The 24,345-nt window shown below is 63.6% G+C and carries 31 protein-coding genes and 1 pseudogene; 12 read left to right on the top strand and 20 right to left on the bottom strand.

The window, feature by feature from the left end; all coding sequences use genetic code 11:
- Nucleotides 1-8: 8 nt before the first annotated feature.
- From ACLFKU_RS10400 to ACLFKU_RS10325, 16 genes are all read right to left on the bottom strand, one after another.
- Nucleotides 9-650, bottom strand: coding sequence for a hypothetical protein (locus ACLFKU_RS10400; RefSeq protein WP_410849014.1), 642 nt, complete (start codon nucleotides 648-650; stop codon nucleotides 9-11).
- Complete coding sequence (locus ACLFKU_RS10395) at nucleotides 647-856, bottom strand: hypothetical protein (protein WP_410849013.1); 210 nt, start codon at nucleotides 854-856, stop codon at nucleotides 647-649. The genes ACLFKU_RS10400 and ACLFKU_RS10395 overlap by 4 nt, the downstream gene beginning before the upstream one ends.
- Before the next feature lie 16 nt (nucleotides 857-872).
- Nucleotides 873-1,232, bottom strand: coding sequence for a helix-turn-helix domain-containing protein (locus ACLFKU_RS10390; protein ID WP_410849012.1), 360 nt, complete (start codon nucleotides 1,230-1,232; stop codon nucleotides 873-875).
- Entirely contained in the window at nucleotides 1,229-2,194 is a 966-nt protein-coding gene (locus tag ACLFKU_RS10385) for a hypothetical protein (protein ID WP_410849011.1), read from the bottom strand. Before ACLFKU_RS10385 ends, ACLFKU_RS10390 begins: the two co-directional genes overlap by 4 nt.
- Nucleotides 2,191-2,556 carry a hypothetical protein gene (locus tag ACLFKU_RS10380; protein WP_410849010.1) on the bottom strand — a complete coding sequence of 122 codons (366 nt, stop codon included), beginning with the start codon at nucleotides 2,554-2,556 and terminating at the stop codon, nucleotides 2,191-2,193. The genes ACLFKU_RS10385 and ACLFKU_RS10380 overlap by 4 nt, the downstream gene beginning before the upstream one ends.
- Nucleotides 2,553-2,816, bottom strand: coding sequence for a hypothetical protein (locus ACLFKU_RS10375; RefSeq protein ID WP_410849009.1), 264 nt, complete (start codon nucleotides 2,814-2,816; stop codon nucleotides 2,553-2,555). Before ACLFKU_RS10375 ends, ACLFKU_RS10380 begins: the two co-directional genes overlap by 4 nt.
- Nucleotides 2,806-3,204, bottom strand: a complete 399-nt coding sequence (locus ACLFKU_RS10370) for a hypothetical protein (RefSeq protein ID WP_410849008.1) — start codon at nucleotides 3,202-3,204, stop codon at nucleotides 2,806-2,808. Before ACLFKU_RS10370 ends, ACLFKU_RS10375 begins: the two co-directional genes overlap by 11 nt.
- Nucleotides 3,201-3,515, bottom strand: coding sequence for a hypothetical protein (locus ACLFKU_RS10365; RefSeq protein ID WP_410849007.1), 315 nt, complete (start codon nucleotides 3,513-3,515; stop codon nucleotides 3,201-3,203). Before ACLFKU_RS10365 ends, ACLFKU_RS10370 begins: the two co-directional genes overlap by 4 nt.
- Nucleotides 3,512-3,916 carry a hypothetical protein gene (locus ACLFKU_RS10360; protein ID WP_410849006.1) on the bottom strand — a complete coding sequence of 135 codons (405 nt, stop codon included), beginning with the start codon at nucleotides 3,914-3,916 and terminating at the stop codon, nucleotides 3,512-3,514. The genes ACLFKU_RS10365 and ACLFKU_RS10360 overlap by 4 nt, the downstream gene beginning before the upstream one ends.
- Complete coding sequence (locus tag ACLFKU_RS10355) at nucleotides 3,913-4,158, bottom strand: hypothetical protein (RefSeq protein WP_410849005.1); 246 nt, start codon at nucleotides 4,156-4,158, stop codon at nucleotides 3,913-3,915. The genes ACLFKU_RS10360 and ACLFKU_RS10355 overlap by 4 nt, the downstream gene beginning before the upstream one ends.
- Nucleotides 4,159-4,192: 34 nt before the next feature.
- On the bottom strand, nucleotides 4,193-4,516 hold the full coding sequence (locus ACLFKU_RS10350; RefSeq protein ID WP_410849004.1) for an H-NS family nucleoid-associated regulatory protein: 324 nt from the start codon (nucleotides 4,514-4,516) through the stop codon (nucleotides 4,193-4,195).
- A gap of 128 nt (nucleotides 4,517-4,644) precedes the next feature.
- A complete protein-coding gene (locus tag ACLFKU_RS10345) occupies nucleotides 4,645-5,340 on the bottom strand; it encodes a YkgJ family cysteine cluster protein (protein WP_410849003.1) in 696 nt (231 codons plus the stop codon).
- 13 nt (nucleotides 5,341-5,353) lie between these two features.
- A complete protein-coding gene (locus ACLFKU_RS10340) occupies nucleotides 5,354-5,557 on the bottom strand; it encodes a hypothetical protein (RefSeq protein ID WP_410849002.1) in 204 nt (67 codons plus the stop codon).
- Nucleotides 5,558-5,650: 93 nt separating this feature from the next.
- Entirely contained in the window at nucleotides 5,651-5,875 is a 225-nt protein-coding gene (locus ACLFKU_RS10335) for a ribbon-helix-helix protein, CopG family (protein WP_410849001.1), read from the bottom strand.
- 130 nt (nucleotides 5,876-6,005) lie between these two features.
- The gene (locus ACLFKU_RS10330) at nucleotides 6,006-7,346 is read right to left on the bottom strand and encodes a helix-turn-helix transcriptional regulator (RefSeq protein ID WP_410849000.1); all 1,341 of its coding nucleotides are present in this window, start codon (nucleotides 7,344-7,346) and stop codon (nucleotides 6,006-6,008) included.
- Nucleotides 7,347-7,846: 500 nt separating this feature from the next.
- A complete protein-coding gene (locus ACLFKU_RS10325; protein ID WP_410848999.1) occupies nucleotides 7,847-8,014 on the bottom strand; it encodes a hypothetical protein in 168 nt (55 codons plus the stop codon).
- An 885-nt stretch (nucleotides 8,015-8,899) separates the two neighbouring features.
- On the opposite strand from ACLFKU_RS10325, the pseudogene ACLFKU_RS10320 reads away from it, so the two are divergent.
- Nucleotides 8,900-9,598: pseudogene (locus ACLFKU_RS10320) on the top strand (alpha/beta fold hydrolase); the annotation flags it as partial.
- A gap of 206 nt (nucleotides 9,599-9,804) precedes the next feature.
- Here ACLFKU_RS10320 and ACLFKU_RS10315 read toward each other — a convergent pair.
- On the bottom strand, nucleotides 9,805-9,954 hold the full coding sequence (locus tag ACLFKU_RS10315; protein ID WP_368585557.1) for a hypothetical protein: 150 nt from the start codon (nucleotides 9,952-9,954) through the stop codon (nucleotides 9,805-9,807).
- Between the two features lie 384 nt (nucleotides 9,955-10,338).
- Here ACLFKU_RS10315 and ACLFKU_RS10310 point away from each other — a divergent pair, with 384 nt between their 5' ends.
- The gene (locus ACLFKU_RS10310; protein ID WP_410849081.1) at nucleotides 10,339-10,590 is read left to right on the top strand and encodes a GDCCVxC domain-containing (seleno)protein; all 252 of its coding nucleotides are present in this window, start codon (nucleotides 10,339-10,341) and stop codon (nucleotides 10,588-10,590) included.
- A 12-nt stretch (nucleotides 10,591-10,602) separates the two neighbouring features.
- On the opposite strand, the gene ACLFKU_RS10305 is transcribed toward ACLFKU_RS10310, so the two are convergent.
- Complete coding sequence (locus ACLFKU_RS10305; RefSeq protein ID WP_410848998.1) at nucleotides 10,603-11,535, bottom strand: DMT family transporter; 933 nt, start codon at nucleotides 11,533-11,535, stop codon at nucleotides 10,603-10,605.
- Nucleotides 11,536-11,663: 128 nt separating this feature from the next.
- Between ACLFKU_RS10305 and ACLFKU_RS10300 the strand changes: the two genes are divergently transcribed.
- Nucleotides 11,664-12,581: a LysR family transcriptional regulator gene (locus ACLFKU_RS10300; protein WP_410848997.1), complete on the top strand. Its 918-nt coding sequence runs from the start codon at nucleotides 11,664-11,666 to the stop codon at nucleotides 12,579-12,581.
- A 72-nt stretch (nucleotides 12,582-12,653) separates the two neighbouring features.
- Here ACLFKU_RS10300 and ACLFKU_RS10295 read toward each other — a convergent pair whose 3' ends face one another.
- Nucleotides 12,654-12,854: a hypothetical protein gene (locus ACLFKU_RS10295; protein ID WP_368585560.1), complete on the bottom strand. Its 201-nt coding sequence runs from the start codon at nucleotides 12,852-12,854 to the stop codon at nucleotides 12,654-12,656.
- 301 nt (nucleotides 12,855-13,155) lie between these two features.
- Here ACLFKU_RS10295 and ACLFKU_RS10290 point away from each other — a divergent pair, with 301 nt between their 5' ends.
- A complete protein-coding gene (locus tag ACLFKU_RS10290; RefSeq protein ID WP_410848996.1) occupies nucleotides 13,156-13,947 on the top strand; it encodes an SDR family NAD(P)-dependent oxidoreductase in 792 nt (263 codons plus the stop codon).
- A 128-nt stretch (nucleotides 13,948-14,075) separates the two neighbouring features.
- On the opposite strand, the gene ACLFKU_RS10285 is transcribed toward ACLFKU_RS10290, so the two are convergent.
- Entirely contained in the window at nucleotides 14,076-15,071 is a 996-nt protein-coding gene (locus ACLFKU_RS10285; RefSeq protein ID WP_410848995.1) for an LLM class flavin-dependent oxidoreductase, read from the bottom strand.
- Between the two features lie 334 nt (nucleotides 15,072-15,405).
- On the opposite strand from ACLFKU_RS10285, the gene ACLFKU_RS10280 reads away from it, so the two are divergent.
- The 8 genes from ACLFKU_RS10280 (at nucleotide 15,406) to ACLFKU_RS10245 (ending at nucleotide 24,314) form a co-directional block, all read left to right on the top strand.
- The gene (locus tag ACLFKU_RS10280; protein WP_368585563.1) at nucleotides 15,406-17,007 is read left to right on the top strand and encodes a rhodanese-related sulfurtransferase; all 1,602 of its coding nucleotides are present in this window, start codon (nucleotides 15,406-15,408) and stop codon (nucleotides 17,005-17,007) included.
- A gap of 550 nt (nucleotides 17,008-17,557) precedes the next feature.
- Complete coding sequence (gene bamE / locus ACLFKU_RS10275) at nucleotides 17,558-18,109, top strand: outer membrane protein assembly factor BamE (protein ID WP_368585564.1); 552 nt, start codon at nucleotides 17,558-17,560, stop codon at nucleotides 18,107-18,109.
- A gap of 59 nt (nucleotides 18,110-18,168) precedes the next feature.
- Nucleotides 18,169-19,122, top strand: coding sequence for a patatin-like phospholipase family protein (locus tag ACLFKU_RS10270; RefSeq protein ID WP_368585565.1), 954 nt, complete (start codon nucleotides 18,169-18,171; stop codon nucleotides 19,120-19,122).
- A gap of 291 nt (nucleotides 19,123-19,413) precedes the next feature.
- Nucleotides 19,414-20,103, top strand: a complete 690-nt coding sequence (locus ACLFKU_RS10265; RefSeq protein WP_176110610.1) for an ABC transporter permease — start codon at nucleotides 19,414-19,416, stop codon at nucleotides 20,101-20,103.
- 5 nt (nucleotides 20,104-20,108) lie between these two features.
- Entirely contained in the window at nucleotides 20,109-20,822 is a 714-nt protein-coding gene (locus ACLFKU_RS10260) for an ABC transporter permease (protein ID WP_368585566.1), read from the top strand.
- An 88-nt stretch (nucleotides 20,823-20,910) separates the two neighbouring features.
- Nucleotides 20,911-21,702 carry an ABC transporter ATP-binding protein gene (locus ACLFKU_RS10255; RefSeq protein WP_176120081.1) on the top strand — a complete coding sequence of 264 codons (792 nt, stop codon included), beginning with the start codon at nucleotides 20,911-20,913 and terminating at the stop codon, nucleotides 21,700-21,702.
- A gap of 28 nt (nucleotides 21,703-21,730) precedes the next feature.
- Complete coding sequence (locus tag ACLFKU_RS10250) at nucleotides 21,731-22,774, top strand: GlxA family transcriptional regulator (RefSeq protein WP_410848994.1); 1,044 nt, start codon at nucleotides 21,731-21,733, stop codon at nucleotides 22,772-22,774.
- Between the two features lie 304 nt (nucleotides 22,775-23,078).
- Nucleotides 23,079-24,314, top strand: a complete 1,236-nt coding sequence (locus ACLFKU_RS10245) for an aspartate aminotransferase family protein (RefSeq protein ID WP_410848993.1) — start codon at nucleotides 23,079-23,081, stop codon at nucleotides 24,312-24,314.
- The last annotated feature ends 31 nt before the right edge of the window (nucleotides 24,315-24,345 follow it).

Here is a 24,345-nt window from a genome sequence, read left to right as displayed (position 1 = left end):
TTGGGTTGTCAATCGTCGGAGATTTTACGCTGCGCCCGCATCCTCTCGATCACGTCGCGCGCGGCGTCAATATGCCCGATCCGCTCTGACCAGTCCGCTATCTGCTGCGCGAGCGTCGCGCACTCGTGCCTGACGTACTCGACCGTCCGATAGACGCCGTGCTCGCGCAGAAACGAAGCGTCACGCCCCATACCTTCGAGCGCTTCGGCGAGGCCCGGCGTAAAGTCGCCCGCGTGCCCGCAATCGAAGCCGAACCACCAGCCCGTATGGTCGTAGAAGCGGTCGCTAAACGTCAGCCCGCCGTGAACGCCGATCAGCATATTGAGCGGCGCGAAGCCCTCGGGTATCTCGCCTTGATGGTCCTGTAGCAAGGTGAAAAAAATATCGACCGCGCCGTGCTCGTCTACGTTGCGGCCAAGGTTCGCGCGCCAGTCACCGACAACCGGCACGAGGTCTGTCCGCTCGACCTCGAATAGCGGGTGCGAGCGGCCCACGCCAACGTAGCCGCAGAGGTGCTTTAGCTCGGGCACGCGTCGTATTACGCACCGAAGGCCCGCCGCCTCAAAGCTCAGATAGTCGGGCTCGCTGCGCCACGGTGCGCGCGCGTTGACGTGCTCGCCGGTTATCGGGTCGAGAGGATCGACTCTCATGCGTCGCTCCGCTGCGCGCGTATCTCGCGCGCCATCTGTTCTAGCATCTCGGGCAAGGCGTGAATAACGTCAAGCTCGCCCGTCACGCTAAAGCCCGCTCCTCTGTCGCCGTCGATGACGAGCAACACGACGCCGCGCGCGCTCGTCTCGTCAAAGACTTTCTGACACTCGGGGTCGTACTTTCCCGCGCCGTTAAAGTTCGGCATACATGCTCCCCATCGATTAAGCGCGGCCCGTCAGCCGGCAGTGATCGACAAACGCCTGAATCAGGCTATTCAGCAGACGGCGGTCGCGAGGTCGAAGCTCGGGGAAGCTGTTCGCGTCGGGCAACGCTCCCGCAAGGCGTCGATACTCGTCGCTGTCCTCTCCGAACACGAGCAGGGCCGGGTGAGCACCCAACTCGGCGGCGATCTTTAGTAGATGGTCCGCGCGAAGCATCTGGGTTTCGCCCGATTCCAGTTTGCTGATAGCGGTGGCGGAAACGCCTATTGCGCGAGCGAGCGCGCTCTGCGACATACCGCATTGCGTTCGTAGCGCGGCGATCCTCTCGCCCATGCTTGGAGTACTTTTCGGCTTAGTCATTTCACGTTGTATCCCTTCTCGATCCAGCCGCCGTTCTTCGCGCCGACGATCATCGAATTGATCCAGATGTTTCCGCTCGCGAGCCGGCGCACGTGGCCTCGTCGTAGATGCGCGCGAGGTCCACTGCGCTCGCCGCTCGTGCCTTTGCGCTCGACCTCGATCCCCTCGCCAGTAGGGACCTCGATCATTAGCGTTTTGATCTCGTACAGTGGTAGCTTCCCGTTACGTTCCCGGCGCGAGTTGACCTGCTGCGGCGCGGCCTCCCGTAGCGTTCCGATTGACACATTGCGGCAGGTAAGCGCCTCGCAGAACGTGAGCAGCGCATATCCTGCCGGGCCCAGAACCTCGATTAGCGATTCGAAGAACGGCTCGCCGCGACTAGGGTCCTTTAGCCCGTACTCGACTGTCGCTGGTTGCACACAGAACGGCAGGTACTTTAGTGCCCAGCCTCCCACCTGCTGGCGTTGCGCTATTGACTCCCAGGTGCGCGGGATGAATAGCGCGTATGGATTCAACATCCACATCCGCTCGTCCTCGCCGAACAGGAAAAGCAGCGCTATACCCGCCTCGCCGTCTGGACGCTTGGCGAACCTCTCTGGATTCGTACGATACGGATAGCGCGCAGCAAGCTCATCGGTCGTAGTCTCATATGCGAGGAGCAGGTTCGACGGCACGGCACGGCTCTTTGCTTCCGGCGCGCTGTAATCTTGTGACCGGAATTCGAGGGTGATATAGGGATACGGTAGCCGCGCTTCGTGGCCCTCCAGTCCGCGCAGATCGTTCTCAAGGGTTACGCCGCCATCTGGAACCGCGAAGTGGGTCGCCCCTTCGATCATGTCGATAGTTGAGCGGATCGCCGGCAAGTCTGATTCCAGATCGTTGCCGGCCCCATGCCGCTCGACGAAGGCCCGGAGCGAGTTCGCCGCCTTCGCCGCGTAGTTTCGTGGGGTGATTGTTTTCAATTCGTTTCCTGCGCTCCGAGCGTTGCGTCGAGTTCGCGCAACCGTTCGATCATCTGCTCAACTTCGCCCGCCGATTCCGCGTCGAACTGTTCGATACGCCGCGCGTAATACTCGGGCGCGGGCGCAAAGTGGGCCGCCAGCCGACTAAGTGCGATGATCTGTCCCATCACGACCTGCTGCTCGGGCGAGCGCGTTAGCTCGTCCTCGGCTTCGGCGAGCGCCTTGTCGATCTCCTTGCAGACATCGGCGTACGCGGCGCGCGTCACTTCGAGTTGTCCGCGCTCGCGCGCCATCTCAACGATGCGCAGTAGCGTCCCGGCCTTCAGGCGCGCCTCACGTCGCTCACTCGTGCTTTCGGTCATACCGCGCTCCCTTGGTCGGTCCTACGCCAGTTGATCGGCGGGCATTGCACCGAGCCGCCAGCGAAGCCGGCGCAGAAGGCGAGCATCGTCGCGGCGCGCGTAAGAAGCTCGTACGGGATCGCTACGGCCTCGCCGGGAGACGACGCGCGATAGAGGTCCGTGAGTTGTTCCGCGAGGTCGTACGCCTTCAGGAACGTGGTCTGCATCGCGAGGTCGCGAGCCTCGCGGGCCGCGTTCGGGTCGAGCGTATCAGTCTGCATGTTCGTATCTCCTGACGAGGGGTTCGTGGTCTACGGGTTCGAATATCCGGTAAGCGTCGCAAATGATCGCGCCGCGCGTGGCCGGTACGATTGAGTAGCCGCGCCGAGCGAGCGCGTCGCGCACTATCGGATTGAGGACGAGTTCAACGAATACGCCGTCGCGCCCGAGGTAACGCGCGGCCTCCTCGACGACTTGCACCGACCGCGCGAACAGACCGCGTAGTCGATAGGCTGAAAGCACCTCGACGTTTGCGATATCGATGACGGTACGCGGTAGCCCGTCGATCCCTCGCGAGGTCAGGCGCAGGTAGAGCGAGCCGCAGCCGTCGAGATCGATCCACGCGCGCGAGCTTCGGGAGAGCGGACCTACGATGCTCTCGACGTTCATAGCATTGCACCTCGCAAGGCTGGCGGCGCGAAGTCGCTATCCGGCAGGATCACTACGTCGCCGCGTATCTCGTGCGTCGTACCGGCCAGGCAGCGCATCAGGTATAGCTCGGTCGCGAGCTTGTTCACCGGCTTGCCTTTGGGGTGCCCGAGGTCGTCTACGACCATGACGTGCGCGGCGTCGAGCAGGATCGTGTCGAATATCGAGGCGTCGATCAGTGCCTCGATCTCCGCGAGGGTATGCGCGCGCAGCAGCGCTTCCTTCGTACCGTCCGCGCGCAGTACGAGCCGGGTCGGGTAGTCGAGCTTCATATCTTGTTCTCCTCGTTGCCCTGTACTCCGGGTGGAACGGCGGTGACGCTAAGAACGCGGGCCGCTTCGGCAACAATCGCGGCGTGCGTACGGGCGATATGTGTCATGCACTGGTCGAGGCCGACGACGACCCATAGCGCTACGAATACGGTCCCCGCGACAACGCCGTATGGATCGCCGACGCCGAGAATCATCGCGGGCGGACCGAAGGCGCTGATACACGAGACCAACGCGTCAGCAAGGCGCGCCATCTGCCGGGCGTGCGTACAACGTTCGACGTAGCGCTCGATTGCGTCAGGCGGGCACCAGCGCGCGATAGCCGCCGCCGAACTCTCGATCCCGCGCATCGCCGCGCGTATCCGTACGCGCTGCTCGACGTGCCACAGAAAGGGCGTCGTCATTGCGTCGTGTCGGGCGCGTCGTGCATGCTCCCCTCGCTGACCGCGATGAACTCGCGCATCGCCGCGAGCATGTCTCGGCGGTCCGCGTTCGATATCCAGTTCATCGTGCCGTTCGGTCCGAAGTCGAAAACGAGCAACGCGTAGCCGCGCCCGTCGAACGTCTTAGCGAGGATCGATCCGACGCGCTGCATCGCGTCGATAAGTCCCGGCGAGATTTCAGGCCGTACATAGTGCTTCGTCATAGCTGCGTCCCTTTAGCGGATAGCGCAAACCCGGTTAGTTATTGATCAGAAAGTCGTCGCGGTCCTCATCCCTTATCCACGCCGGCGCTTTGCCGCGTCCGCTCCACGTCGCACCCGTCGCCGGGTCGCGGTACTTCGGCGGGACCGTTGCGCGCGGGAGCTTCGCGCGGAACGTACGCGAGCCCCTGTTCGCCGGAATATGCTGCGTTTTGACGAACCCGAGGTCGTACGCGCTCAGGCCGTAGAGGTCGATTAGCTCGCGGCACGCCGCGATAGCCTGATCTGATTCGGCGGCGCGCGCCGCTTCAATCTGCGCATTGAGGTCCGCGAGTTGCGCGGTCAGTTCACGTAGTTTCAAGTGCGTTTGCCTCGTGGTGATTGTCGTACGGGATGCCGTTGTGATAGCGGGTGCCTTGCGTACAGGCGCGCGCTCCCCAGCCGCCGCCTTCGCGGCAGTCGTTTTCGCCTTCATGGATAGCCCTCGGTTTAGCGTTTGCCGTTCGGAAAGAAATCGCGGATATCGCCCACGTTCGGCGGGGTGTACCGTTCTTCGACGACCGGCAGACCCGTAAGCGGATCGCGCTCGATACGAGACTCGCGTCTCGCCGTCATCATCGCGAGGACGGTCGTGTAATCAAACATATTGAGATACGGCACTTTCGGCGGCGCGCCGTCCTCGACGAGTTCGCAGAGCAGAGCGTCGCTGTCCATATTGAATTGCTGCCGGCAAGCGAGCGGACGCGAGGCGTAGATCGAGCACGCGCCGCCCTTGAGAAAAGGACACGGATTGTCGTAGCGGGCGAGGCTTTCGTCGCCGCGCTTCACGCCCTTGACCTTCGCAGGCTTGACGCCGATACGCTTACCGATCAACGCGGCTTCCTGCTCGGGGACAAGTACAGGGACGTGGCAGCAATGCGAGCAGCCGCGACGACACGCCGAGTGCGGCGCGGCAAGCGCGCCGATCTCATCGACCGCTTCCCACAGCGCGTAGATTTTCGCGTCGAGCTTGATATCGGCGTTCAGGATGCGGTTTAGCCGCTCCTGATGCCGCGCCTTGACCGGTAGCGCGCGCTCGTTCACGAGATCGATCACGCGGATGATTTTCCCGGCGTCGATCTCGCGCCAGCGCGCGGCCACGTTCGCTCGATGCTGTCCGTCGAGGGAAGGAGTAAGCGTAGTCATGGCCGCGCCCGGATCATTGCTTGTCGTCCTCGCGCTCGTCGCCGCGCGCGGGGTCATCAGACAATGGATAGGTGCTCATAAGGCATTCGACGCCCTCGACGAGAAGCGAGTCGAGCGTCACGCCGCGTTGGCGCGCGTATTCCAGGTAGCGCGCGTGACGCGTACGGGTAAGCGTCAGTGCGACTTTTTTAGCGCCGTGCTCGGGTGTCTTACGCATAGTGCGCTCCCATCGACCGGTACGGACGAGTCAGGATACGCCCGCGCGTAAACGGGAGCGACGACTCGCGACGCGTTGCGCGTCGCGCAAGGATCAGTGCTGCTTGAGCGGGTGCTCGTCGATAAACCAGTCCGCCGCGAGCGCGAATAGCGCCGAGCGATTGAGTCCGCCGCGCCGTCTGCGGTACGCGTCGATCCGGTCGAGCACTTCCTGGGGCACCGTGATGCTTATCTTGATACGCGGCCCTTCGTCCTCCTCGACCGAGGGCTGATTTGTTGTCCCGTTTTCCCGAGACTCGGCCGATTTCTTTGTGGTCATACATGCCTCGTTCCGTTAGCGACTCGGAACTATAGCAATGTCCGCTAGCACTGTGCATCAAAAAATACTCCATTGTCGGTATCGGGTATGCCTTACGGTATTCGCCCTGCATCATTAAGGTTAAAAAACGTCAACGCCCGGATAGCTCGCGCTGCATTCTCGCGAGACGTTCGCGCTGACCTTTCGCGATGCGGTTACGGTGGCTGCTGATAGGGGCAGTGTTCGTATCGGCCATCGCCTGCTGGAACGCGGCGGCGATAACCGACTGCGGCTGCGAGTTCGGCTCGGCGCGACGCTCGCGCGGTGCGCTCTCGGGTGCCGGTGCGGCGACGGATGGAGTAGACGTAGCGCCGTCTGTGGTATCGGGGAGCCGTTTCGGATCGCGCTGCGCGTCGAGGTCTGCGGGGCGTAGCAACTGCTCGGGCTTGCAGTGGAAGATCGGGCAGAGCTTCGCGATGGTCGAGGGGCGCAGGTACGCCTGCTCCTCCATCATCTTGAGATTGCCGGCCTGCCCGCCGTATTGCTCGGCGAGTTCCTTCAGCGACATGCCGCGATACAGACGCCACGAAAGAATCGGCGATTTACCGGCCTTCAGGGAAGTCAGGACGCCCTCGGGGTACTCGGTGCCGGCAGGCGAGAACGGCTCCGCAGGAGACGCGCGCTTTTGTCCTGCCGGGACGACCTTCCCCTCGACCTTCGCCTCGGGCTTTTTCGTCGCCTCGGTTTTCTTGCGGCGCGCTTTCGGGGCGAACGGCGTGTCGTCGGTGCCCGGTCGCGGTACGAGCTGGAGGAGCGGCACATCGTAGATTTGCGCGAACTTCTCAAGTACCGCCTGCGTCGGCACATGACGCCCGCCCTCGTGATAAAGGATCGTCGTCGTGTCGCGCCCGAACAGTTCCGCCGCGTCCTTAACCGTCAACTCGCGATGCTCGCGCCAAGCGCGCAGAAAGTACGTGCCCTTCGCGATCTTCGCCGCGACCTCGGCGGGCGGCTTCGCCATGAATTCGCGGTAGAACAGGTGGCCGGGCTTGCCTTTGGCGGGACGCTCGACGGCTGCGGGTGCCGGCTCCGTTGACTCGACTGCCTCGACGACAGGTTCGACGAGAGGTTCGGCAATCGGCGCGGCAACGGGAACGGCTGCGGGTGCGGGGATCGGCTCGGGCGGCATCTGCGCCATCAGCTTTTCCCAGTTCCGGTCGCGCGTGTTGCGGGGAATCGGGCGGGGCGGCGGAGCCGGCGTGCTAGGCGCGGGTGCCTCGGGTTCGTCACTTGCGGACGGTGTCGCGGGCAGCGAGCCCTTGTATTGACCGGGGCGTGTCGTCGCCTCGATCCTCGCCGTCTGCGCCTTGCGGGCCGCGATCCAGAACTCGGTAAGCGAGGTGAACATCGTGTAGGGAATCGTCGCCTTCAGTCGATTGCCTTCGTGGTCCGTCTCGTACCGCACGTCGTCGTAGTTCAGTCCGTATGGCATTGGGGGATTCTCTCGGTCGGTTGTATTCAAGCCAGCGACTTGCCGCTCGGGTCGAGTATTCCGGATAGTGTCTTTTATCCGTAAAACGGTACTTGTGAGAACCTGTACCGATCACGAGAAACGTACGGTAAGGATTACTGAGACCTAACGCAAGTCCTCGCAGTACGCGAACTGGCAAACGTTTTATTAAAAAAGTGCTGAACGCCTCATCACGTAAGCGTTCCCGCCAATTTATAGGTGTATACCCGAGCGCCAGCAAACGTTTGCTGATTCAGAAACAGTTGTAAGAGAGTGTGTCTAGAGGCATACGAAGGGCTTACGAAAATGACACTTTACGTCTGACGATTAAATGACGGTCGCGATCCAAAAGGGGCGTGAAGTACTCCGAATGGAGGATTGAGAGAGATCGCGCGGCAACAAAAAAGCCCGCACTCAGCGGGCTTGTTCTCGCTTGTGTACCGTTCGGTCCAAATTATAAGCGCGGGAAACTTTAGCCAGTCTTAATTCTGTGACGCGGCGCGGATTTCCTTGCTCGTACGTCGCATCTCGTCGGCGATCCGCTTCGCTTCGTCGGCGAGTCGTTTCATCTCATCGGCTTGCCGCTCTATCTCGTCGTGGACTTCCTGGAATCGAGCCAGAAGGGTTTCGTATTGTTCGTCGTCGGTCATATCGGCTTCGCGCGTTTTGCGGCGCGCTCGGTTAGCTTGCAGTAGCGGAATTGTCGCGGCGCACGCTCGGCGAACAGGGGCCAACGCTCGCGCGTAAAGGTACGGTGCGGCGGCCAGAACTGCCGCTCGATTGACTTGTACCGAGACAGTCGTACGCGCCGGCTATACGGGCGGCTGCGTAGCTTGCGCGGCTTGCGACCGATATAGCGGCGCGCTCGGATCGGGACGTACTTCGTCGAGGTCAAGGGACGCTCCTCCGGTTAGCGCAGCCACTTGAGGGCGCACAGTACGACGAGGACGAACGCGGCGACCTCGAAGCGTAGCTCGACGCGCAGGGCGCGTAGCTCGGCGAATAGCCCGGCTATTTCCTCGGTCATCAGCGAAGCTCCTTCAATAACGGGACGGTCAAGCCGACGACTAGCGCAACGGTCGCGACCGTCTGTACGACCAAGGCGAGATAGAAGCGGGAGAGGAGCGAACGCGACGCCGACGCGATATCGAGGCGCGAGCCCCGACAGTCCGCTCGGAGGTCCGCGCTCAACGCGTCGAACTCCCCGCGCAAGTCCGCGCGCAACTCCGCGAGTCGCCGCTCAAGTCCGCACGCAACGCGGCGAAGTCCGCGCGCATCTCGGCGCGTAGCTCGGCTATATCGGCGCTCGTAGCTACTTCCGGCATCTCCTCCTCCGCGACTTTTGTCCTAGACGGCTAGATAGTACGCTGCGCGCGACTCAAGGCGGGAGCGCCGCCGAAGTCGTACCGGATCAACGGGTTAACCCTTTCCTAGAACTCGGCGGGGCGGATCGGGCGGCGGTTTCGCCAACACGGTAAAATTCCGGCAAACCCTTATCTAGTAAGGGTTTGAGGGGTGGGTTGCAAAACTATACATCGAGCAAGCCCGAGCATTACCAGTACAGCTTCCAGCAACTCGCGCGCAATACGCATGCGCTGCTCGAGTCGCTCGGCATCAGCGACGTGACGGTGGCCGGCCATTCGACGGGCGGCATGCTCGCGGTTCGCTATGCGCTGATGTATCCGCGCGAAACGCAGCAACTGGTGCTGGTGAACCCGATCGGACTCGAGGACTGGAAGGCGAAGGGCGTGCCGTCGCTTTCGGTCGACCAGTGGTATCAGCGGGAACTGAAGACCAGCGCCGACGGTATCCGCCGTTACGAACAGGCGACCTACTACGCGGGGCAATGGCGCGCGGACTATGAGCCATGGGTGCAGATGCTCGCGGGCATGTATCGCGGGCCGGGCAAGCAGATCGTCGCGTGGAATTCCGCGCTGCTGTACGACATGATTTACACGCAGCCGATTTTTTATGAGCTAGGGCAGCTCAGCATGCCGACGCTGCTGTTGATTGGTCAGAAGGACACCACCGCGATCGGTAAGGATGCGGCGCCGCCCGAGGTGCGCGCAAAGCTCGGCCATTATCCGGAACTGGGTCGCGCGGCCGCGAAGGCGATTCCTCATGCGACGCTCGTGGAGTTTGCGACGCTTGGTCACGCGCCGCAGATGCAGGACCCGGATGCGTTTCATAAGGCGCTGCTGGACGGGTTGGCGGCGGTGCCGACGAACCGCTGAGGGCTCGGACGGATTTTGTCGCGTATCCGACGAACCTCCCAAAAAGGAAACAGCCCGATCAGCGTAAGCCGATCGGGCTGTTCCGGTCAGGCTGACCGCCCAGACCGAGGGACGTCAGCGCACGCCCATAGCGCTGCGGCTACGGGAGCCGCGGTATCACTTCCGCTTCGAAGTTCACGCGACGCTGATGGGCGCGCGGGCGCGCATCAATAGCCGCCGCTGTTGGTGGCGCCGCTGCTGCTGCTGCCCGACGAGCCCATGTCGCCGCCCGTGGATTGGCACGCGGCCAACGACAACGATGCGACGCCTAGCGCGATGATCACGGATACGGCGGATAACAGTTTTGATACTTTCATGTAGAACTCTCCTGCGCGGCCAACGCGACTGACTCGTCGCGCGGCCACGCGTTGAGCCGGCGAGTCGCGGATCGCTGGCGGCAAATGCCGCGACGCCGACGACGGTTACAAAAAGAACAGACAAACCTTGTGCAAAACGAACCAGCAACCGCCATGCGCGGCCGACGATTCCGTTTCGCGGTCCCACGGCTCCGCGCGCTTGCACGCGACGCCTAATCTACGAACGCCGACGGCGCGCCTTTATTCCAACGCAATAGTTATTTGTGACACGTATCGCGACGGGACGATGGAGTTCGATGCCGCACGGACTTTGCGCGAGCCCCCGCGACCGTTTGGCGACGCTAACACTGATAGGTGCAAGAAATACGGATGCAGACGCTATCCATGCAAACCTCACCGATCCTGGAATCCGCGTTGACCTGTCTGCACTGCGGGGGCGTGTCAGTCGTGACGATGCCCACCGACGCCTGCGACTACTTCTATGAATGCCCGCGGTGCAAAAGCTTGCTTTCTCCAAAGTCGGGCGACTGCTGTGTCTTCTGTTCGTATGGCACGGTCAAGTGCCCGTCCGTGCAAGAGGCAGGTGCGTGCTGCGCGAAATCTGTCACTCGAGCCGGACCTTCGAACAACGCTTAGCCTGAAAATTGGCTAAGCGTCGACCGAAGTGGCGGGACGCATGTCGAGCCTCGCGTTGGCGTCCCTTTTAGATGGCACCGCCGCCAGCACCGATGCAAGCACCATCAGACCTCCGCCAAACCATGCCGAGGCCGAAAGGTGCTCCCCGAGCCATACGTAGGCGAATAGCGCACCGAACGCGGGCTCGCTGCCCATCAGCAAAGCGACGCGCGTCGGGTTGCTGCGCTTGACGGCAAAGTTCTGTGCGAAAAATGCGAACAACGTACAGGCGAGCACGAGGTAAGCGATGCTCGCCCAGAAGTCACCGTGCCCACTGAGCGACGGCAGCGCCTGCCAATGTTGTGACGGCAACACGAACGCCACCAGCACACTGCCCAGTGCAACGACGCCTGCCTGGACCGCCGTTACCGACAGCGGCGCAAGTTTCGACTCGCGCATCACGCGCTTGGTCACACACACCATCAGCGCGCGCAGCAATGCCGCAAGAAGAATCAGCGCATCGCCTGCGGTCGGAATGATCGCGCCTCCGCTGACGAACGCGGCGCCCGTCAGCGACAAGCCCACGGCGATCCATTCGCCACGCGATGGCTTTCGTCGCAGCAACACCCATTCGACCAGCGGCGTCAGCGCGACACACAGACTGATAAGGAACGCCGCATTCGACGCGCGTGTGTGCGCGATCCCGAATGTCTCGGCCAAAAAGATGCTGAGCAGGATTGCGCTGGAACCGAACGCCCCCAGCAAGGCGGACGCTTTGACGTGTCGAAGCGAGCGCAACGCCGGCGACAACACGACGAACGTCAGCCCGAAGCGCAACGCCAGCAGACCGAGCACCGGATAGATCGCGAGCGCGCCTTTCACGACCCCATAACTCGTGCCCCACACCATCGCGACCGCAAGCAGCATCAGGTCGGATACCCATAAAGCACTCTGTTGCTTCGACATGACGGACCTTCTGTTTTCATTCGGACGGTCCAAATTGTCGGGTATTGCGCTGAAAACTATAATCCCCGGCGTCAGCACATCTTTTATGTCTGAATTGCACAAATGTCCGACCAGGTGCGAGGATCGCGATGAATCCGAACGAGCTTTTTGCGTTGCTACCCGACATGGCGATGTTTGCGAGGGTCGTCGACGCCGGCAACTTCTCCATTGCCGCGCGGCAGTTGGGCAGTACACCGTCGACTGTCAGTCGGCAAATCAAACGCCTTGAGGATGCGCTGGGCACGCGCCTGCTCGAGCGCTCGACCCGTAGCATCCGGTTGACTGATTCGGGCGCGCAGATTTACCGGTATTGCCGGGATATGGTCGGCGCGGCGTCGGGCGCTGTCGACGTCGCGGGACAAGGGGCGGGTGATCCGCGAGGCAAGGTCAGCATCAGTGCGCCGATTTCATTTGCGCGTTCCGTCATCCATCCGCTGGTTCCCGAATTTCTGCGCATGTGGCCCGACGTGGATGTCCATCTGGTGTTCGCCGACCACGACGTCGATCCGCTGCGTGACGATGTCGATCTGGTGATCCGGCTCACGCGTTCGCCTCCGCCGGGTCTTGCTGCGCGGCGACTCGGAGCGGTCAAATGGGTTCTCTGCGCGTCGCCTGCTTATCTGCAGGAGCGGGGGACGCCGGCCGAGCCGCGCGACCTTGCGCGGCATGCATGCATGTATCTGGGAGAGACGGTCGACGACAATCGATGGCATTTCCGCCGCGACGCCGAGACACAGACGGTCGAAGTGAAGGGGCGCTACATCGCCAACGACACGAGTGCGCGCTTGGATGCCGCGCTGCATGGCCTGGGCATTGCGAGCTTGCCCGATTTTGTCGCGGCGCAGGCGGTTTCCGCGGGTGACATCGTCCGGGTGCTGAGCGACTGGGAGTTCGAGGCGCGTCCCTATATGGGCCCGGTCTGGCTGCTGTATCCGCCGAATCGATTTTTACCGTCTCGAGCACGTGCGTTGATCGATTACCTGGTGAGCCGCCTTGACGACAGGTGACGAGCGCTTCTCAAGCACGCACGGGCCAAACCTGCGGCATCGGGGCGCGCAGGGCTGCGCGCCGCCTTGCTGTCAGCCGTGGTAGAAGCCGTCGGTAACTGAATTTTGCAGCACGCCGTCGACATAGACGCCGACAGGGTCGCCATCCGCGGTCGTGAGGATTGACCCGACGTGCTGGCCGGGTAGCTTCATCCGGCCACCTTGAATGGTGGTCATCTCCTGATGATCGAGCTCTGCACAGTTCTCGATGTCGTCGATGGTCAGTGTGTTCATGGGCGCTCCTTGAACAAGAGGGTTGTAGAAACATTCAAGCGGCCGGCTGCTTGCAGCACAGTACGCACATGTCATGCCATTTGCGCGTGGTCTGTGCAGAGCGCGTCTCAAGGGGAATCTCTATGATGCGAGTTTGGGCGCGACCATCACTTAGCCAGACGAAGTCGGAAAATCGCTGACATGGCCTCGCTTTCCTGCTCCCGGGCATCTGCGTCAGATCATCTAGTCTTTTTGCTGTTCGAAAGCGAGGCTGTACCCCAACGTTGCGATTATTAATTCATCCATTGAAAGGAAATCACCCATGGACCTGAACCTGACAGGCAAACTCGCACTGGTGAGCGGCAGTACAGCGGGCATCGGTCTCGCTATCGCCAGCACGTTGGCGCAGGAGGGCGCTCGTGTAATCGTGAACGGCCGCCTGCAGTCATCCGTGGATGACGTGGTCGCGCAGCTGAAAGCGCAGACGGGCGGCGACGTGCTGGGATTTGCCGGCGATCTCGGAACCGCCGCTTCAGCAGAAGAACTCGCGCGACGCTATCCGGGCGTGGAAATTCTTGTCAACAACCTGGGCATCTTCGAGCCCAAGCCATTTGAAGAGATCCCCGACGCGGACTGGCAGCGATTCTTCGATGTCAACGTGTTGAGCGGGGTACGCCTCGCTCGCCTGTATCTGCCTGCGATGAGGCAGGCCGACTGGGGGCGCATCATTTTCATTTCGAGCGAAAGCGCGGTGCAGATCCCAGCTGAAATGATCCACTACGGAATGACGAAAACCGCGCAGCTGGCGGTCGCGCGCGGACTCGCCGAAGCCGTCGCCGGCACCGGCATTACCGTCAATAGCGTGTTGCCGGGGCCCACGAAATCGCGGGGAGTCGGTGAATTCGTGGAGACCCTTGCCAAGGCCGACGGCAAATCGTTCGAAGCGTTCGAAAAAGAGTTCTTCGAGAAGGTCCGTCCCACCTCGCTGATCAAGCGATTTGGTTCGCCGCAGGAAGTCGCGTCGCTGGTGGCCTATATCGCCAGTCCGCTTTCGTCGGCCACCACGGGAGCTGCATTGCGCGCCGACGGGGGCGTTATAAAGAGCGCCTTCTAGGGCCATGCCGGCGCCGGGGCCGGCTTCTCATGCGACTGGTCCAACTCAGTGCAAAAGACGAGGGCGGCTCGCCATGAGCCGCCCTCTTTTCGTGCGTGGCCGTGTCGGACGATCGGTTCGCGAAGCGCTTATTCGACCGCCATCAATTCGTCGCGCACCTCGGCGCCGATCTCGAACGAGCGCAGCCGCGCTTCATGATCGTAAATCTGCGCGGTCAGCATCAACTCGTTCGCGCCGGTCTGCTCGATGATCGATTGCAGACCTTCGCGGATCGCGTCGCGATCGCCGAGCACCGTGCACGCGAGCGCACGCGCGACGTTGTTCAGCTCCATCTCCGATGCCTCGAGCCGCTCGACCGGTGGCTGCAATTGCCCCGGCGTGCCGCGCCGCAAATTGATGAACTGCTGTTGCAGCGACGTAAAGAGGCGCGCGGCTTCGTCGTTCGTGTCGGCGGCGAACAGATTGGCGCCGACCATCGCATACGGTTTCGCGAGCGTCGCGGACGGCCGGAACTGCGAGCGATACACCTGTAGCGCGCTCATCATGTAATCGGGCGCGAAGTGCGACGCGAACGCGAACGGCAGCCCGAGCGCCGCGGCCAGTTGCGCGCTGTACAGCGACGAGCCGAGCAGCCACAGCGGCACGTTCAGGCCCGCGCCCGGCACTGCGCGAATGCGCTGGCCCGCGACCGGTTCGGCGAAGTAGCGTAGCAATTCGACGACATCGTCGGGGAAAGTTTCGGCGCTCGCCTGCAGATCGCGGCGCAGCGCGCGGGCGGTGGTCTGATCGGTGCCGGGCGCGCGGCCGAGGCCGAGATCGATCCGGCCCGGATACAGCGACGCGAGCGTGCCGAACTGTTCGGCGATCACGAGCGGCGCATGGTTCGGCAGCATGATGCCGCCGGAGCCGACGCGAATCGTCTTCGTGCCGCCGGCCACGTAGCCGATCACGACCGAGGTCGCTGCGCTCGCGATGCCGGTCATGTTGTGATGCTCGGCGAGCCAGTAACGCTTGTAATTCAGTTTTTCCGCGTGCTGCGCGAGTGACAGTGTGTTCCTGAATGCGTCAGCGGGCGTGGCACCCGCGGTGACCGGCGAAAGATCGAGAACCGAGAAGGGGATCATTGTCTATTGATTGCGATGGGCGGCGCTTTCGCGCGATGGGGCATTGTGGCAAAGCGGCGGCTTTTCTGCTGGCGGCGCGGCGATGCCCCTGACGGCGGAAGGGTCGCCGGCGCTGAGGACCGACGAACCGCGACGACGGCCGTCGTGTGGCGCGGAAATTGCGCTCGCCTAGCGTGTTCGCGCGGCGGTGCTTCGCATTCGCAGCGCGGTCGAATAAGCAATCCCACGAGTGACCGTGCGCCGATCGGAATTCGAGTGTACGGTTTAAGTATTCGGTACGGTGACGCGACGCGTTGCCCGAAATCTGGAATGTAGCGAAGGAGTTCCCGATCCCATGAATGTCGTCAAAGAGTTTCGTACCCGGTCGTTCCAGGACGTGTGCCACGCATTGCTCGACCGCGAGGAGATCGCGCTCGTCGACGTGCGTGAGGAAGATCCGCACGCTCGCAGTCATCCGTTGTTCGCCGCCAATCTGCCGCTGTCGCGGCTCGAACTCGATGCGCCGTTGCGACTGCCGCGCCTCGCCGTGCCGATCGTCGTGTTCGATGCCGGCGAAGGGCTCGCGAGGCGCGCGGCCGAGCGCCTCGACGAGCTCGGCTATAGCAACGTCGCATTGCTCGAAGGCGGTCTGCAGGGCTGGCGCGAAGCGGGCGGCGAGTTGTTCAAGGATGTCAACGTGCCGAGCAAGGCGTTCGGCGAACTGGTCGAAAGCGTGCGTCATACGCCGTCGCTGTCCGCGCAGCAGGTGCAGGCGCTGCTCGATCGCGAGGCCGATGTCGTGGTGCTCGACGCGCGCCGCTTCGACGAGTTTCAGACCATGAACATCCCCGGCAGCATCAGCGTGCCGGGCGCGGAGCTGGTGCTGCGCGCGCGGCAGCTCGCGCCGGACCCGGCCACGCGCATCATCGTCAATTGCGCGGGACGCACGCGCAGCATCATCGGCGCGCAGTCGCTGATCAACGCGGGCGTGCCCAATCCGGTGGCCGCGCTGCGCAACGGCACGATGGGCTGGACGCTCGCCGGTCAGCCGCTCGCGCATGGCAGCACGCGGCGCGTCGAAGGCGCGGTCGACGACGTATCCCGACTCGCGGCGGCCGACGGCGCGCGCGCGCTTGCCGACCGCGCGCGCGTGCGCCGCACCTCGCGCGACGAAGCGCGCCGCTGGGCCGACGAGGCGGTGCGCACCGTGTATCGCTTCGACGTGCGCACGCCCGAGGAATACGAGGCGGGCCACGTGCCCGGCTTTCGCAGCGCGCCGGGCGGCCAGCTCGTGCAGGAAACCGACCTGTTCGTGACGGTGCGTGGCGCGCGCGTGATCCTCGCGGACAGCGACGGCGTGCGCGCGAACATGACCGCATCGTGGCTCGCGCAGATGAACGTCGAGGTGTTCGTGGTCGATGGCCTGACGGCGGGCGATTTCGCCGAGAAGGGCGTGGCGCCGCTCTCGCGTAACGCGGTCACGCCGCCCGACGTCGACGACATCGAGCCGGCCGAGCTCGCCGCGCTGCTGCAGTCGCCCGGAACCGTCGTGCTCGACTTCGCGAGCAGCACGAATTATCTGAAGCGGCACATACCGGGCGCGTGGTTCGTGATCCGCAGCCAGCTTGCCGACGCGCTGCGCACGCTGCCCGATGCGAAGCGCTATGTGGTGACGTGCGGCAGCGACGTGCTCGCGCGCTTCGTTGCACCGGAGCTCGCCGCGGCGACCGAGCGGCCGGTGCAGGTGCTGCGCGGCGGCACCCGCGCGTGGATCGACGCGGGCTTGCCGGTGGAGTCGGGCGGCGCGCGGATGGCGTCGCCGCGCATCGATCGTTATCAGCGGCCGTATGAGGGCACGGAGAACGCGCGCGAAGCGATGAGCGCGTATCTGGAGTGGGAGCATGGGCTCGTCGCGCAACTCGCGCGCGACGGCACACACGGCTTCCGGGTGATTTGAAGGGGCCGGCTGTCCGGAGGCCGGCTATCCGGGGGCCGGCCTTCCGGAGGCCGGCCATGTTGCGCCGCGAATCTTCTGCCGATTCGGTGTAAACGCGCTCTCGTCGAAAGCCTACGATGCGTTTAGATTATCCGCATCTGGAAGGCTTATCGAGGGACCAGGGCGGCCGTAAAAGGCAGCGGTTTGTCATTCGGCGATGGCGCAAGGTGAGTAGCCAAGGTTGCTCATCGCTTCGTCTGGAGCAGGCCGCTGCGCGTCGTCCGCGGTACTTCGCGCAGGGCGGCTGTCGAGCCGCCGTCACTTCCGGTTGATCGTATCGACCGACATGGCGACGCTGCACACAGCGTCGCCTTTTTGCTTCTGGCGTGCCCGTTTCAAGCGACCCCCAGCCGATCTTTTAGCGCTGCGCGCAACAGGTTACGTGCGTAGCCGCACTCGTCGCGCCTGCGTTGCTCGCGGTTTTCTCCGTGCGCGGTTATCCTTGTAGTACACACTACAGACCGGCCGTGCGCAGCGATTGCAGATGCCGCGCATCCGGACAGGAATCGAAGTGAGCCTCAAACCGCTGGGCATCACGCTGCTGATAGCGTGCGTTGCGCTGACCGGCTGCGACCAACAGCAGAGCGATCAAGCCGTGCAAAAACTCAAGGATTTTTTCAACGCGGTCAAACCGGACGCGTTGTTGCTCAAGAACATGACGCCGGGTGTCACGACCGAAGCGCAAATCCTCGCGCAGATGGGCAAGCCCGAAACCACCCGCACCTTCACCGACGGCTCGAAGCGCTTCGAGTATCCGCGCGGTCCGCAAGGTCTCAACACCTACATGGTCGACATCGATCGCGACGGCAAGCTGCAGGCGATCACGCAAGTGCTGACCGCGGACAACTTCGCGAAGATCCGCTCCGGCATGACCGAGGACGAGGTGCGTCGATTGCTTGGTAAGCCTGGAGAGGTCGCGGTGTTTCCACTGAAGCCGGAAACCGTGTGGAGCTGGAAATGGCGCGAGCGCGGCGTGACCGAGGAAGGCATTTTTAACGTTCACTTCGACCGCAACCAGAGGGTGTACACCACGTCACGCTCGGACGTGATTCGTGGGCGATAGGTGGGAAGAATGTCGAATAGAAGACGGCCGGATAAGCCGGCCGAAAGAGCGGGGTAGGCATGATACGTCGACGTCGATACAGCCGGATCGGGCTGGTGTTGGGGGGCGGCGCCGCGCGCGGCTGGGCGCATATCGGCGCGATTCGGGCGCTGCAAGACGCGGGCATCAAGCCCGACGTCGTGTGCGGCACGTCGATCGGCGCGCTGGTCGGCGCGGTCTATGCAAACGGCGATCTCGACTGGCTCGAGGAGTGGGTGTCGCGTCTCACGTGGCAGACCGTGGTGCGGCTGCTCGATCTGCGCATCTCGGGTGGTCTGCTCGGCGGGCGCAAGGTGATCCAGCTATTCGCCGACAAATTCGCCGGCCGCTCGATCGCGCAACTGAACATGCCGTTCGCGGCAGTCGCGACCGAGCTCGACACCGGCCGCGAAATCTGGCTGCAGGACGGCAGCACGGTCGACTCGGTGCGCGCGTCGATTGCGATTCCGGGCATCTTCACGCCGGTGTGGCACAACGGCGTGTGGCTCGTCGATGGCGGGCTGTGCAACCCGGTGCCGGTGTCGGTCGCGCGCGGCATGCGCGCGGACTGCGTGATCGCGATCGATCTGAACAACGACATCCTGAACGGCCGCGACTTCGGCGGCCCGGTCATCGAAACGCCAGCGCTCGATCCCACCGCGCCGCCGCCTGTCGCGCTGCGCCGCAACGGCAAGCCGTGGCCGCGCTGGCTCGCGCCAGCCGAAGCGAGCGCCACCGACGACGTGCGCGTGCCGCCGAAGCCGAGCGCGCACGTGCCGTCGATGCTGAGCTCGATCGCGCAAAGCATCGACATCATGCAGGTGCGCATCACGCGCAGCCGGCTTGCGGGCGAACCGGCCGATATCCTGATTCAGCCGCGTCTCGGCGGCATGGGCATCTTCGATTTTCATCGCGCGGAGCCGGCCATCGCGGAAGGGCGCGCGGCGGTCGAGCACATGCTGCCGGCGATTCGCGCGCGGCTCGCGCTCGATTGAGCGCCGGTTGTTCGTCGCCGCGGCCTATCGAAAAAGCGACCCGAAATTTGCGAAATCGCGGCGCGGCGAAGCGCGCGCGGCGCACCTGACAAAACGATAACCCTCGTGATACCAAGCGCTACGAGCGTTCAGCGCGCGCCGGCAGCGTCATGCTGCGTCGCAGCAATCCAGTCGCCCGGTATTTGAGAAATTGATTTTCGCTTGCGAGACTCCGCGCCATGCCGGAGCAGCGAGCCGCCCACGAAGCTGCCGCCATCCGCGCCAATTCAACGAACCTGGATGGAGACACGCGTGTTCCTATACGGCTTTGGTCCCGTGCTGCTCGCCGGCACGCTGCAGACGATCGAGCTGTCCGTTCTGTCGCTGGCGGCCGCCGTGTTGCTCGGCCTCGCGGGCGCGGCGGCGAAACTCTCGTTCAACCGGCCCCTCAGGGCCATCGCGACCGGCTACACGACGCTGATCCGCTCGGTGCCCGACCTCGTGCTGATGCTGCTGTTGTTCTACAGCATCCAGATGGCGGTCAACGATCTGACCGACGCGCTCGATTTGCCGCAGTTCGACATCGATCCGTTCGTGGCCGGCGTGCTGACGCTCGGCTTCATCTACGGCGCGTATTTCACCGAAACCTTCCGCGGCGCTTTTCTCGCGGTGCCGCGCGGCCAGCTCGAAGCGGGCAGCGCGTACGGCATGAGCGGCGTGCGCGTGTTCACTCGCATCCTGTTTCCGCAGATGATGCGCTTCGCCTTGCCCGGCATCGGCAACAACTGGCAGGTGCTCGTGAAGGCGACCGCGCTGGTGTCGATCATCGGTCTCGCCGACGTCGTCAAAGCCGCGCAGGACGCCGGCAAGAGCACCTTCAACATGTTCTTCTTCATCCTCGTCGCCGCGCTGATCTATCTGGCGATCACCACCGTCTCGAACGTCGCGCTGATCTGGCTGAACCGCCGCTATTCGATCGGCGTGCGGCACGCGGAGCTTTGAACGTCATGATCGACATCATCAATCAATTCTGGAAGGCGTATCTGTTCTGGGATGGGCAGCGTCTGTCGGGTCTGGCGGTCACGCTGTGGCTGCTGGTCGCGTCGATTGCGATCGGCTTCGTGTGCGCGGTGCCGCTCGCGGTCGCGCGCGTGTCGAAGAAGCGCTGGCTGTCGACGCCGGTACGTCTGTACACCTACGTGTTTCGCGGCACGCCGCTCTACGTGCAGCTGCTGTTGATCTACACCGGCGTGTACAGCCTCGCGTTCGTGCGCTCGCACAGCCTGCTCGACGCGTTCTTTCGCAGCGGCTTTCACTGCGCGATCCTCGCGTTCGCATTGAACACCTGCGCGTACACGACCGAGATTTTCGCCGGCGCGATCCGCTCGACCTCGCACGGCGAAGTCGAGGCGGCGCGCGCCTATGGCATGAGCTGGTTCACGATGTACCGGCGCATTGTGATACCGTCCGCGCTGCGTCGCGCGTTGCCGTTGTACAGTAACGAAGTGATCCTGATGCTGCACGCAACCACGGTCGCGTTCACGGCCACGGTGCCCGACATCCTGAAGGTCGCGCGCGATGTGAACTCGGCGACCTACCAGTCGTTCAACGCGTTCGGGCTCGCGGCGTTAATTTACCTCGTGGTGTCGTTTGCGCTGGTTGCGTTGTTCCGGCGCGCCGAGCGCCGCTGGCTCGCGCATCTCGCGGTGCGCACGCATTGAGCGCGCGTTGACATTGCAGCGGACGCCGCGCGCTTGAGCACCGCGGCGTCCGCATCAGACCGATCCGTATCTTCACTGGGAGAGCATCTTGCTCCATACCACTCAAACCGAAGCTTGCAAGCTCGCCGTACAGGACATCCACAAGCGCTACGGCGACAACGAAGTGCTCAAGGGCGTGTCGCTGAACGCAAACAAGGGCGACGTGATCAGCATCATCGGCGCGAGCGGCTCGGGCAAGAGCACCTTCCTGCGTTGCATCAATTTTCTCGAGCGGCCGAACGCCGGGCAGATCATCGTCGATGGCGAGGCGGTGAAGACGAAGACCGATCGCGCCGGCAATCTCGAAGTCGCCGATCACAAACAGTTGCAGCGCATCCGCACGAAGCTTGCGATGGTGTTCCAGCACTTCAATCTGTGGTCGCACATGAACGTGCTCGAGAACATCATCGAGGCGCCGATTCATGTACTCGGTCTGAAGCGCAAGGAAGCCGAGGACCGTGCGCGCGAATATCTGGAGAAGGTCGGTCTCGCGCCGCGTCTGGAGAAGCAGTATCCGTCGCATCTGTCGGGCGGCCAGCAGCAGCGGGTGGCGATTGCGCGGGCGCTCGCGATGCATCCCGACGTGATGCTGTTCGACGAACCGACTTCCGCGCTCGACCCCGAACTCGTCGGCGAAGTGCTGAAGGTGATGCAGAAGCTCGCCGAGGAAGGTCGCACGATGATCGTCGTCACGCACGAAATGGGCTTTGCGCGCAATGTGTCGAACCATGTGATGTTCCTGCACCAGGGCCGCACCGAGGAAGAGGGCAATCCGGCCGAGGTGCTGAGCGCGCCGCGCAGCGAGCGCCTGAAGCAGTTCCTGTCCGGCAGCCTGAAGTAACGCGCGGCCCGCTTTTCACGGACACCCGATGGCCCGCACGTCCAGCCCGGCTCGCACGACCCAGGTCGCGATCGTCGCATTGCCGCCCGTGTCGATGTCGGGCGTCGGGCCGATCGTCGACGCGCTCAATCTCGCCAATGAAATCGACGGCCGCGCGCTGTATCGCGTGCAGGTCTGTTCGTGGGACGGCCGCGCGGTGCCGCTGTCGGGCGGCGCGCAATGGCCGGCCGACGCCGCGTTCGGCGACGCGATCGCGTGCGACTGGCTGATCATCGTCAGCGAGCGGTTCCAGCAGTTCGCCGACTATCGGTTGTTTCTCGCGAGCCTCGCGCGCGTCGGCCAACGCACGCCGCTTGTCACCGGCATCCACCACGGCGTGTGGTGGCTCGCGATGGCGGGGCAGTTGTCCGGCTATCGCGTCAGCGTGAACTGGGAAACCTATCAGCAGTTCTCCGAACAGTTCGAACGCTCGATCGTCACGCAGCAGATCTTCGAAATCGACCGCGATCGCGCGACCTGCGCGGGCGGTCAGGCGACCGTCGACTTCATGCTCGCGATGATCGGCCGCGAGCACGGGCCCGAACTCGCGGAGCGCATCGCCGATACGCTCGGCGTCGGTGTGCTGCGCGCCGGCGAGGAGCGTCAGCGCATTCCGTTCGTGACTGCGCCGGGCGAGCGTCATCCGCGCCTGAACGACGCGCTGCTGCTGATGGAAGCCAATATCGAGGACCCGCTGACCACCGATGAAATCGCCGGCCTCGTCGGCGTCTCGCGGCGGCAGCTCGAACGCCTGTTTCGCCAGTATCTCGGCTCGATGCCCTCCAAATACTATCTGGGGCTGCGGCTGTCGAAGGCGCGCACGCAGTTGCAGCGCACCAGCAAATCGGTCGTGCAGATCAGCCTCGCGTGCGGGTTTTCGTCGGCGGCGCATTTTTCGAATGCGTATCGGGAGCACTTCGGCGTCACGCCGCGCGAGGATCGCCGCAACTGGATCGAGCGGCAGACCGGTGCGCACGGCGGCGCGAGCGAGCCCCGGCCGGCCGCGCTGATCGAGCGGCCCGAGCTCGATTGATGCACAGCGGCGCGCGCAGTCGGGCATAGCTCGTGCGCAAGCTGGAAGCCGTCTGAAAGCGGAGCAGGGGCATGTCCGGCGCGGGCGGCGCGGCCGCACCGCCGAAGTCCGACACGAGCGACACGAACCCGACACGAACCGCTCACACAGTAAGAACGAAACACCTGCACGAACAGTACCCGCAGTACCCGCCGTGGCGCGACGACGCGTGGAACCTCATAGAAAGCGTCGCGTATGCGCAAGACGCGCCGCGCACGGTTTCCTACACTAGCTGTATTACCTGTCACCCGTAAAAGGATTAGCCATGAACGACCTGACTGTGACACGCCAGACCTTCGACGAAGTCATGGTGCCGGTGTTTGCCCCCGCCGCCTTCGTACCGGATCGCGGTCTCGGCTCGCGCGTGTGGGACACGCAAGGCCGCGACTATATCGACTTCGCCGGCGGCATCGCCGTCACCGCGCTCGGTCATGCGCATCCGGAGCTGCTGAAGGTACTGCATGAGCAGGGCAGCAAGCTGTGGCACATCGGCAATGGCTACACGAATGAGCCGGTGCTGCGTCTCGCGAAGCGCCTCGAAAGCCTCACGTTCGCCGACCGCGCGTTCTTCGCGAACTCGGGGGCCGAAGCGAACGAGGCCGCGCTGAAGCTCGCGCGCCGCGTCGCGTTCGACCGTCACGGCGCGCAGAAAGACGAAATCATTTCGTTTACGCAGTCGTTCCACGGCCGCACGCTGTTCACCGTCAGCGTCGGCGGCCAACCGAAGTATTCGGAAGGCTTCGGCCCCGTGCCCGCCGGCATCAAGCATCTGCCGTACAACGACATCGCAGCGGCGAAGAAGGCGATCGGCGCGCAGACCTGCGCGGTGATCGTCGAGCCGATCCAGGGCGAGGGCGGCGTGATCCCGGCCGATCCGGCGTTCCTCAAAGCACTGCGCGAAGCGTGCGATCAGCACAACGCCGTGCTGATTTTCGACGAAGTGCAAACCGGCGTGGGCCGCAGCGGCTACTTCTACGCGTACCAGGACACCGGTGTGACACCCGACATCCTGACCACCGCGAAGGCGCTCGGCAACGGCTTTCCGATCGGCGCGATGCTGACCACCAGAGAGCTCGCCGCGCACTTCAAGGTCGGCGTGCACGGCACGACCTACGGCGGCAATCCGCTCGGCTCGGCGATCGCGGAAAAAGTGGTCGAGCTCGTCAGCGACCCGAAGCTGCTCGAAGGCGTGCGCTCGCGCAGCGAAGTGCTGAAAGGCCATCTCGCGAAGTTGAATGAGCGGTTAGGGCTTTTCAGCGAAGTGCGCGGCAAGGGTCTGCTGATTGGCGCCGAACTGAACGACGCGTATCGGGGCCGCGCGAAGGACTTCGTCACCGCGGCCGGCCAGCACGGCGTGATCATGCTGATGGCGGGCCCGGACGTGCTGCGCTTCGTGCCGTCGCTGATCATGCCGCTCGACGACATGGCCGAAGGCTTCGCGCGTCTCGACAAGGCGTTCGGCGAACTCGTCGGCGCGAATGCGCAGGCGGCGTCGCGTTGATGTTCAGACCGTGCAATCCTCCACGCCTGCC

This window comes from Paraburkholderia sp. EG304, from assembly GCF_046543485.1.
GTDB lineage: Bacteria > Pseudomonadota > Gammaproteobacteria > Burkholderiales > Burkholderiaceae > Paraburkholderia > Paraburkholderia youngii.
This window is presented reverse-complemented; position numbering and strand designations above follow the sequence as displayed.

Excerpts from the sequence above, each read along its gene's own strand:
- ACLFKU_RS10380 (WP_410849010.1), bottom strand. The coding sequence starts at position 2,556 with ATGACCGAAAGCACGAGTGAGCGACGTGAGGCGCGCCTGAAGGCCGGG.
- ACLFKU_RS10285 (WP_410848995.1), bottom strand. The coding sequence starts at position 15,071 with ATGATCCCCTTCTCGGTTCTCGATCTTTCGCCGGTCACCGCGGGTGCC.
- ACLFKU_RS10310 (WP_410849081.1), top strand. The coding sequence starts at position 10,339 with ATGCAAACCTCACCGATCCTGGAATCCGCGTTGACCTGTCTGCACTGC.
- ACLFKU_RS10345 (WP_410849003.1), bottom strand. The coding sequence starts at position 5,340 with ATGACTACGCTTACTCCTTCCCTCGACGGACAGCATCGAGCGAACGTG.
- ACLFKU_RS10295 (WP_368585560.1), bottom strand. The coding sequence starts at position 12,854 with ATGAACACACTGACCATCGACGACATCGAGAACTGTGCAGAGCTCGAT.
- ACLFKU_RS10300 (WP_410848997.1), top strand. The coding sequence starts at position 11,664 with ATGAATCCGAACGAGCTTTTTGCGTTGCTACCCGACATGGCGATGTTT.
- ACLFKU_RS10370 (WP_410849008.1), bottom strand. The coding sequence starts at position 3,204 with ATGAACGTCGAGAGCATCGTAGGTCCGCTCTCCCGAAGCTCGCGCGCG.
- ACLFKU_RS10400 (WP_410849014.1), bottom strand. The coding sequence starts at position 650 with ATGAGAGTCGATCCTCTCGACCCGATAACCGGCGAGCACGTCAACGCG.
- ACLFKU_RS10340 (WP_410849002.1), bottom strand. The coding sequence starts at position 5,557 with ATGCGTAAGACACCCGAGCACGGCGCTAAAAAAGTCGCACTGACGCTT.
- ACLFKU_RS10335 (WP_410849001.1), bottom strand. The coding sequence starts at position 5,875 with ATGACCACAAAGAAATCGGCCGAGTCTCGGGAAAACGGGACAACAAAT.
- ACLFKU_RS10280 (WP_368585563.1), top strand. The coding sequence starts at position 15,406 with ATGAATGTCGTCAAAGAGTTTCGTACCCGGTCGTTCCAGGACGTGTGC.
- ACLFKU_RS10260 (WP_368585566.1), top strand. The coding sequence starts at position 20,109 with ATGATCGACATCATCAATCAATTCTGGAAGGCGTATCTGTTCTGGGAT.
- ACLFKU_RS10290 (WP_410848996.1), top strand. The coding sequence starts at position 13,156 with ATGGACCTGAACCTGACAGGCAAACTCGCACTGGTGAGCGGCAGTACA.
- ACLFKU_RS10395 (WP_410849013.1), bottom strand. The coding sequence starts at position 856 with ATGCCGAACTTTAACGGCGCGGGAAAGTACGACCCCGAGTGTCAGAAA.
- ACLFKU_RS10250 (WP_410848994.1), top strand. The coding sequence starts at position 21,731 with ATGGCCCGCACGTCCAGCCCGGCTCGCACGACCCAGGTCGCGATCGTC.
- ACLFKU_RS10315 (WP_368585557.1), bottom strand. The coding sequence starts at position 9,954 with ATGAAAGTATCAAAACTGTTATCCGCCGTATCCGTGATCATCGCGCTA.
- ACLFKU_RS10325 (WP_410848999.1), bottom strand. The coding sequence starts at position 8,014 with ATGACCGACGACGAACAATACGAAACCCTTCTGGCTCGATTCCAGGAA.
- ACLFKU_RS10355 (WP_410849005.1), bottom strand. The coding sequence starts at position 4,158 with ATGACGAAGCACTATGTACGGCCTGAAATCTCGCCGGGACTTATCGAC.
- ACLFKU_RS10305 (WP_410848998.1), bottom strand. The coding sequence starts at position 11,535 with ATGTCGAAGCAACAGAGTGCTTTATGGGTATCCGACCTGATGCTGCTT.
- ACLFKU_RS10270 (WP_368585565.1), top strand. The coding sequence starts at position 18,169 with ATGATACGTCGACGTCGATACAGCCGGATCGGGCTGGTGTTGGGGGGC.
- ACLFKU_RS10365 (WP_410849007.1), bottom strand. The coding sequence starts at position 3,515 with ATGAAGCTCGACTACCCGACCCGGCTCGTACTGCGCGCGGACGGTACG.
- ACLFKU_RS10360 (WP_410849006.1), bottom strand. The coding sequence starts at position 3,916 with ATGACGACGCCCTTTCTGTGGCACGTCGAGCAGCGCGTACGGATACGC.
- ACLFKU_RS10245 (WP_410848993.1), top strand. The coding sequence starts at position 23,079 with ATGAACGACCTGACTGTGACACGCCAGACCTTCGACGAAGTCATGGTG.
- ACLFKU_RS10330 (WP_410849000.1), bottom strand. The coding sequence starts at position 7,346 with ATGCCATACGGACTGAACTACGACGACGTGCGGTACGAGACGGACCAC.
- ACLFKU_RS10375 (WP_410849009.1), bottom strand. The coding sequence starts at position 2,816 with ATGCAGACTGATACGCTCGACCCGAACGCGGCCCGCGAGGCTCGCGAC.
- ACLFKU_RS10390 (WP_410849012.1), bottom strand. The coding sequence starts at position 1,232 with ATGACTAAGCCGAAAAGTACTCCAAGCATGGGCGAGAGGATCGCCGCG.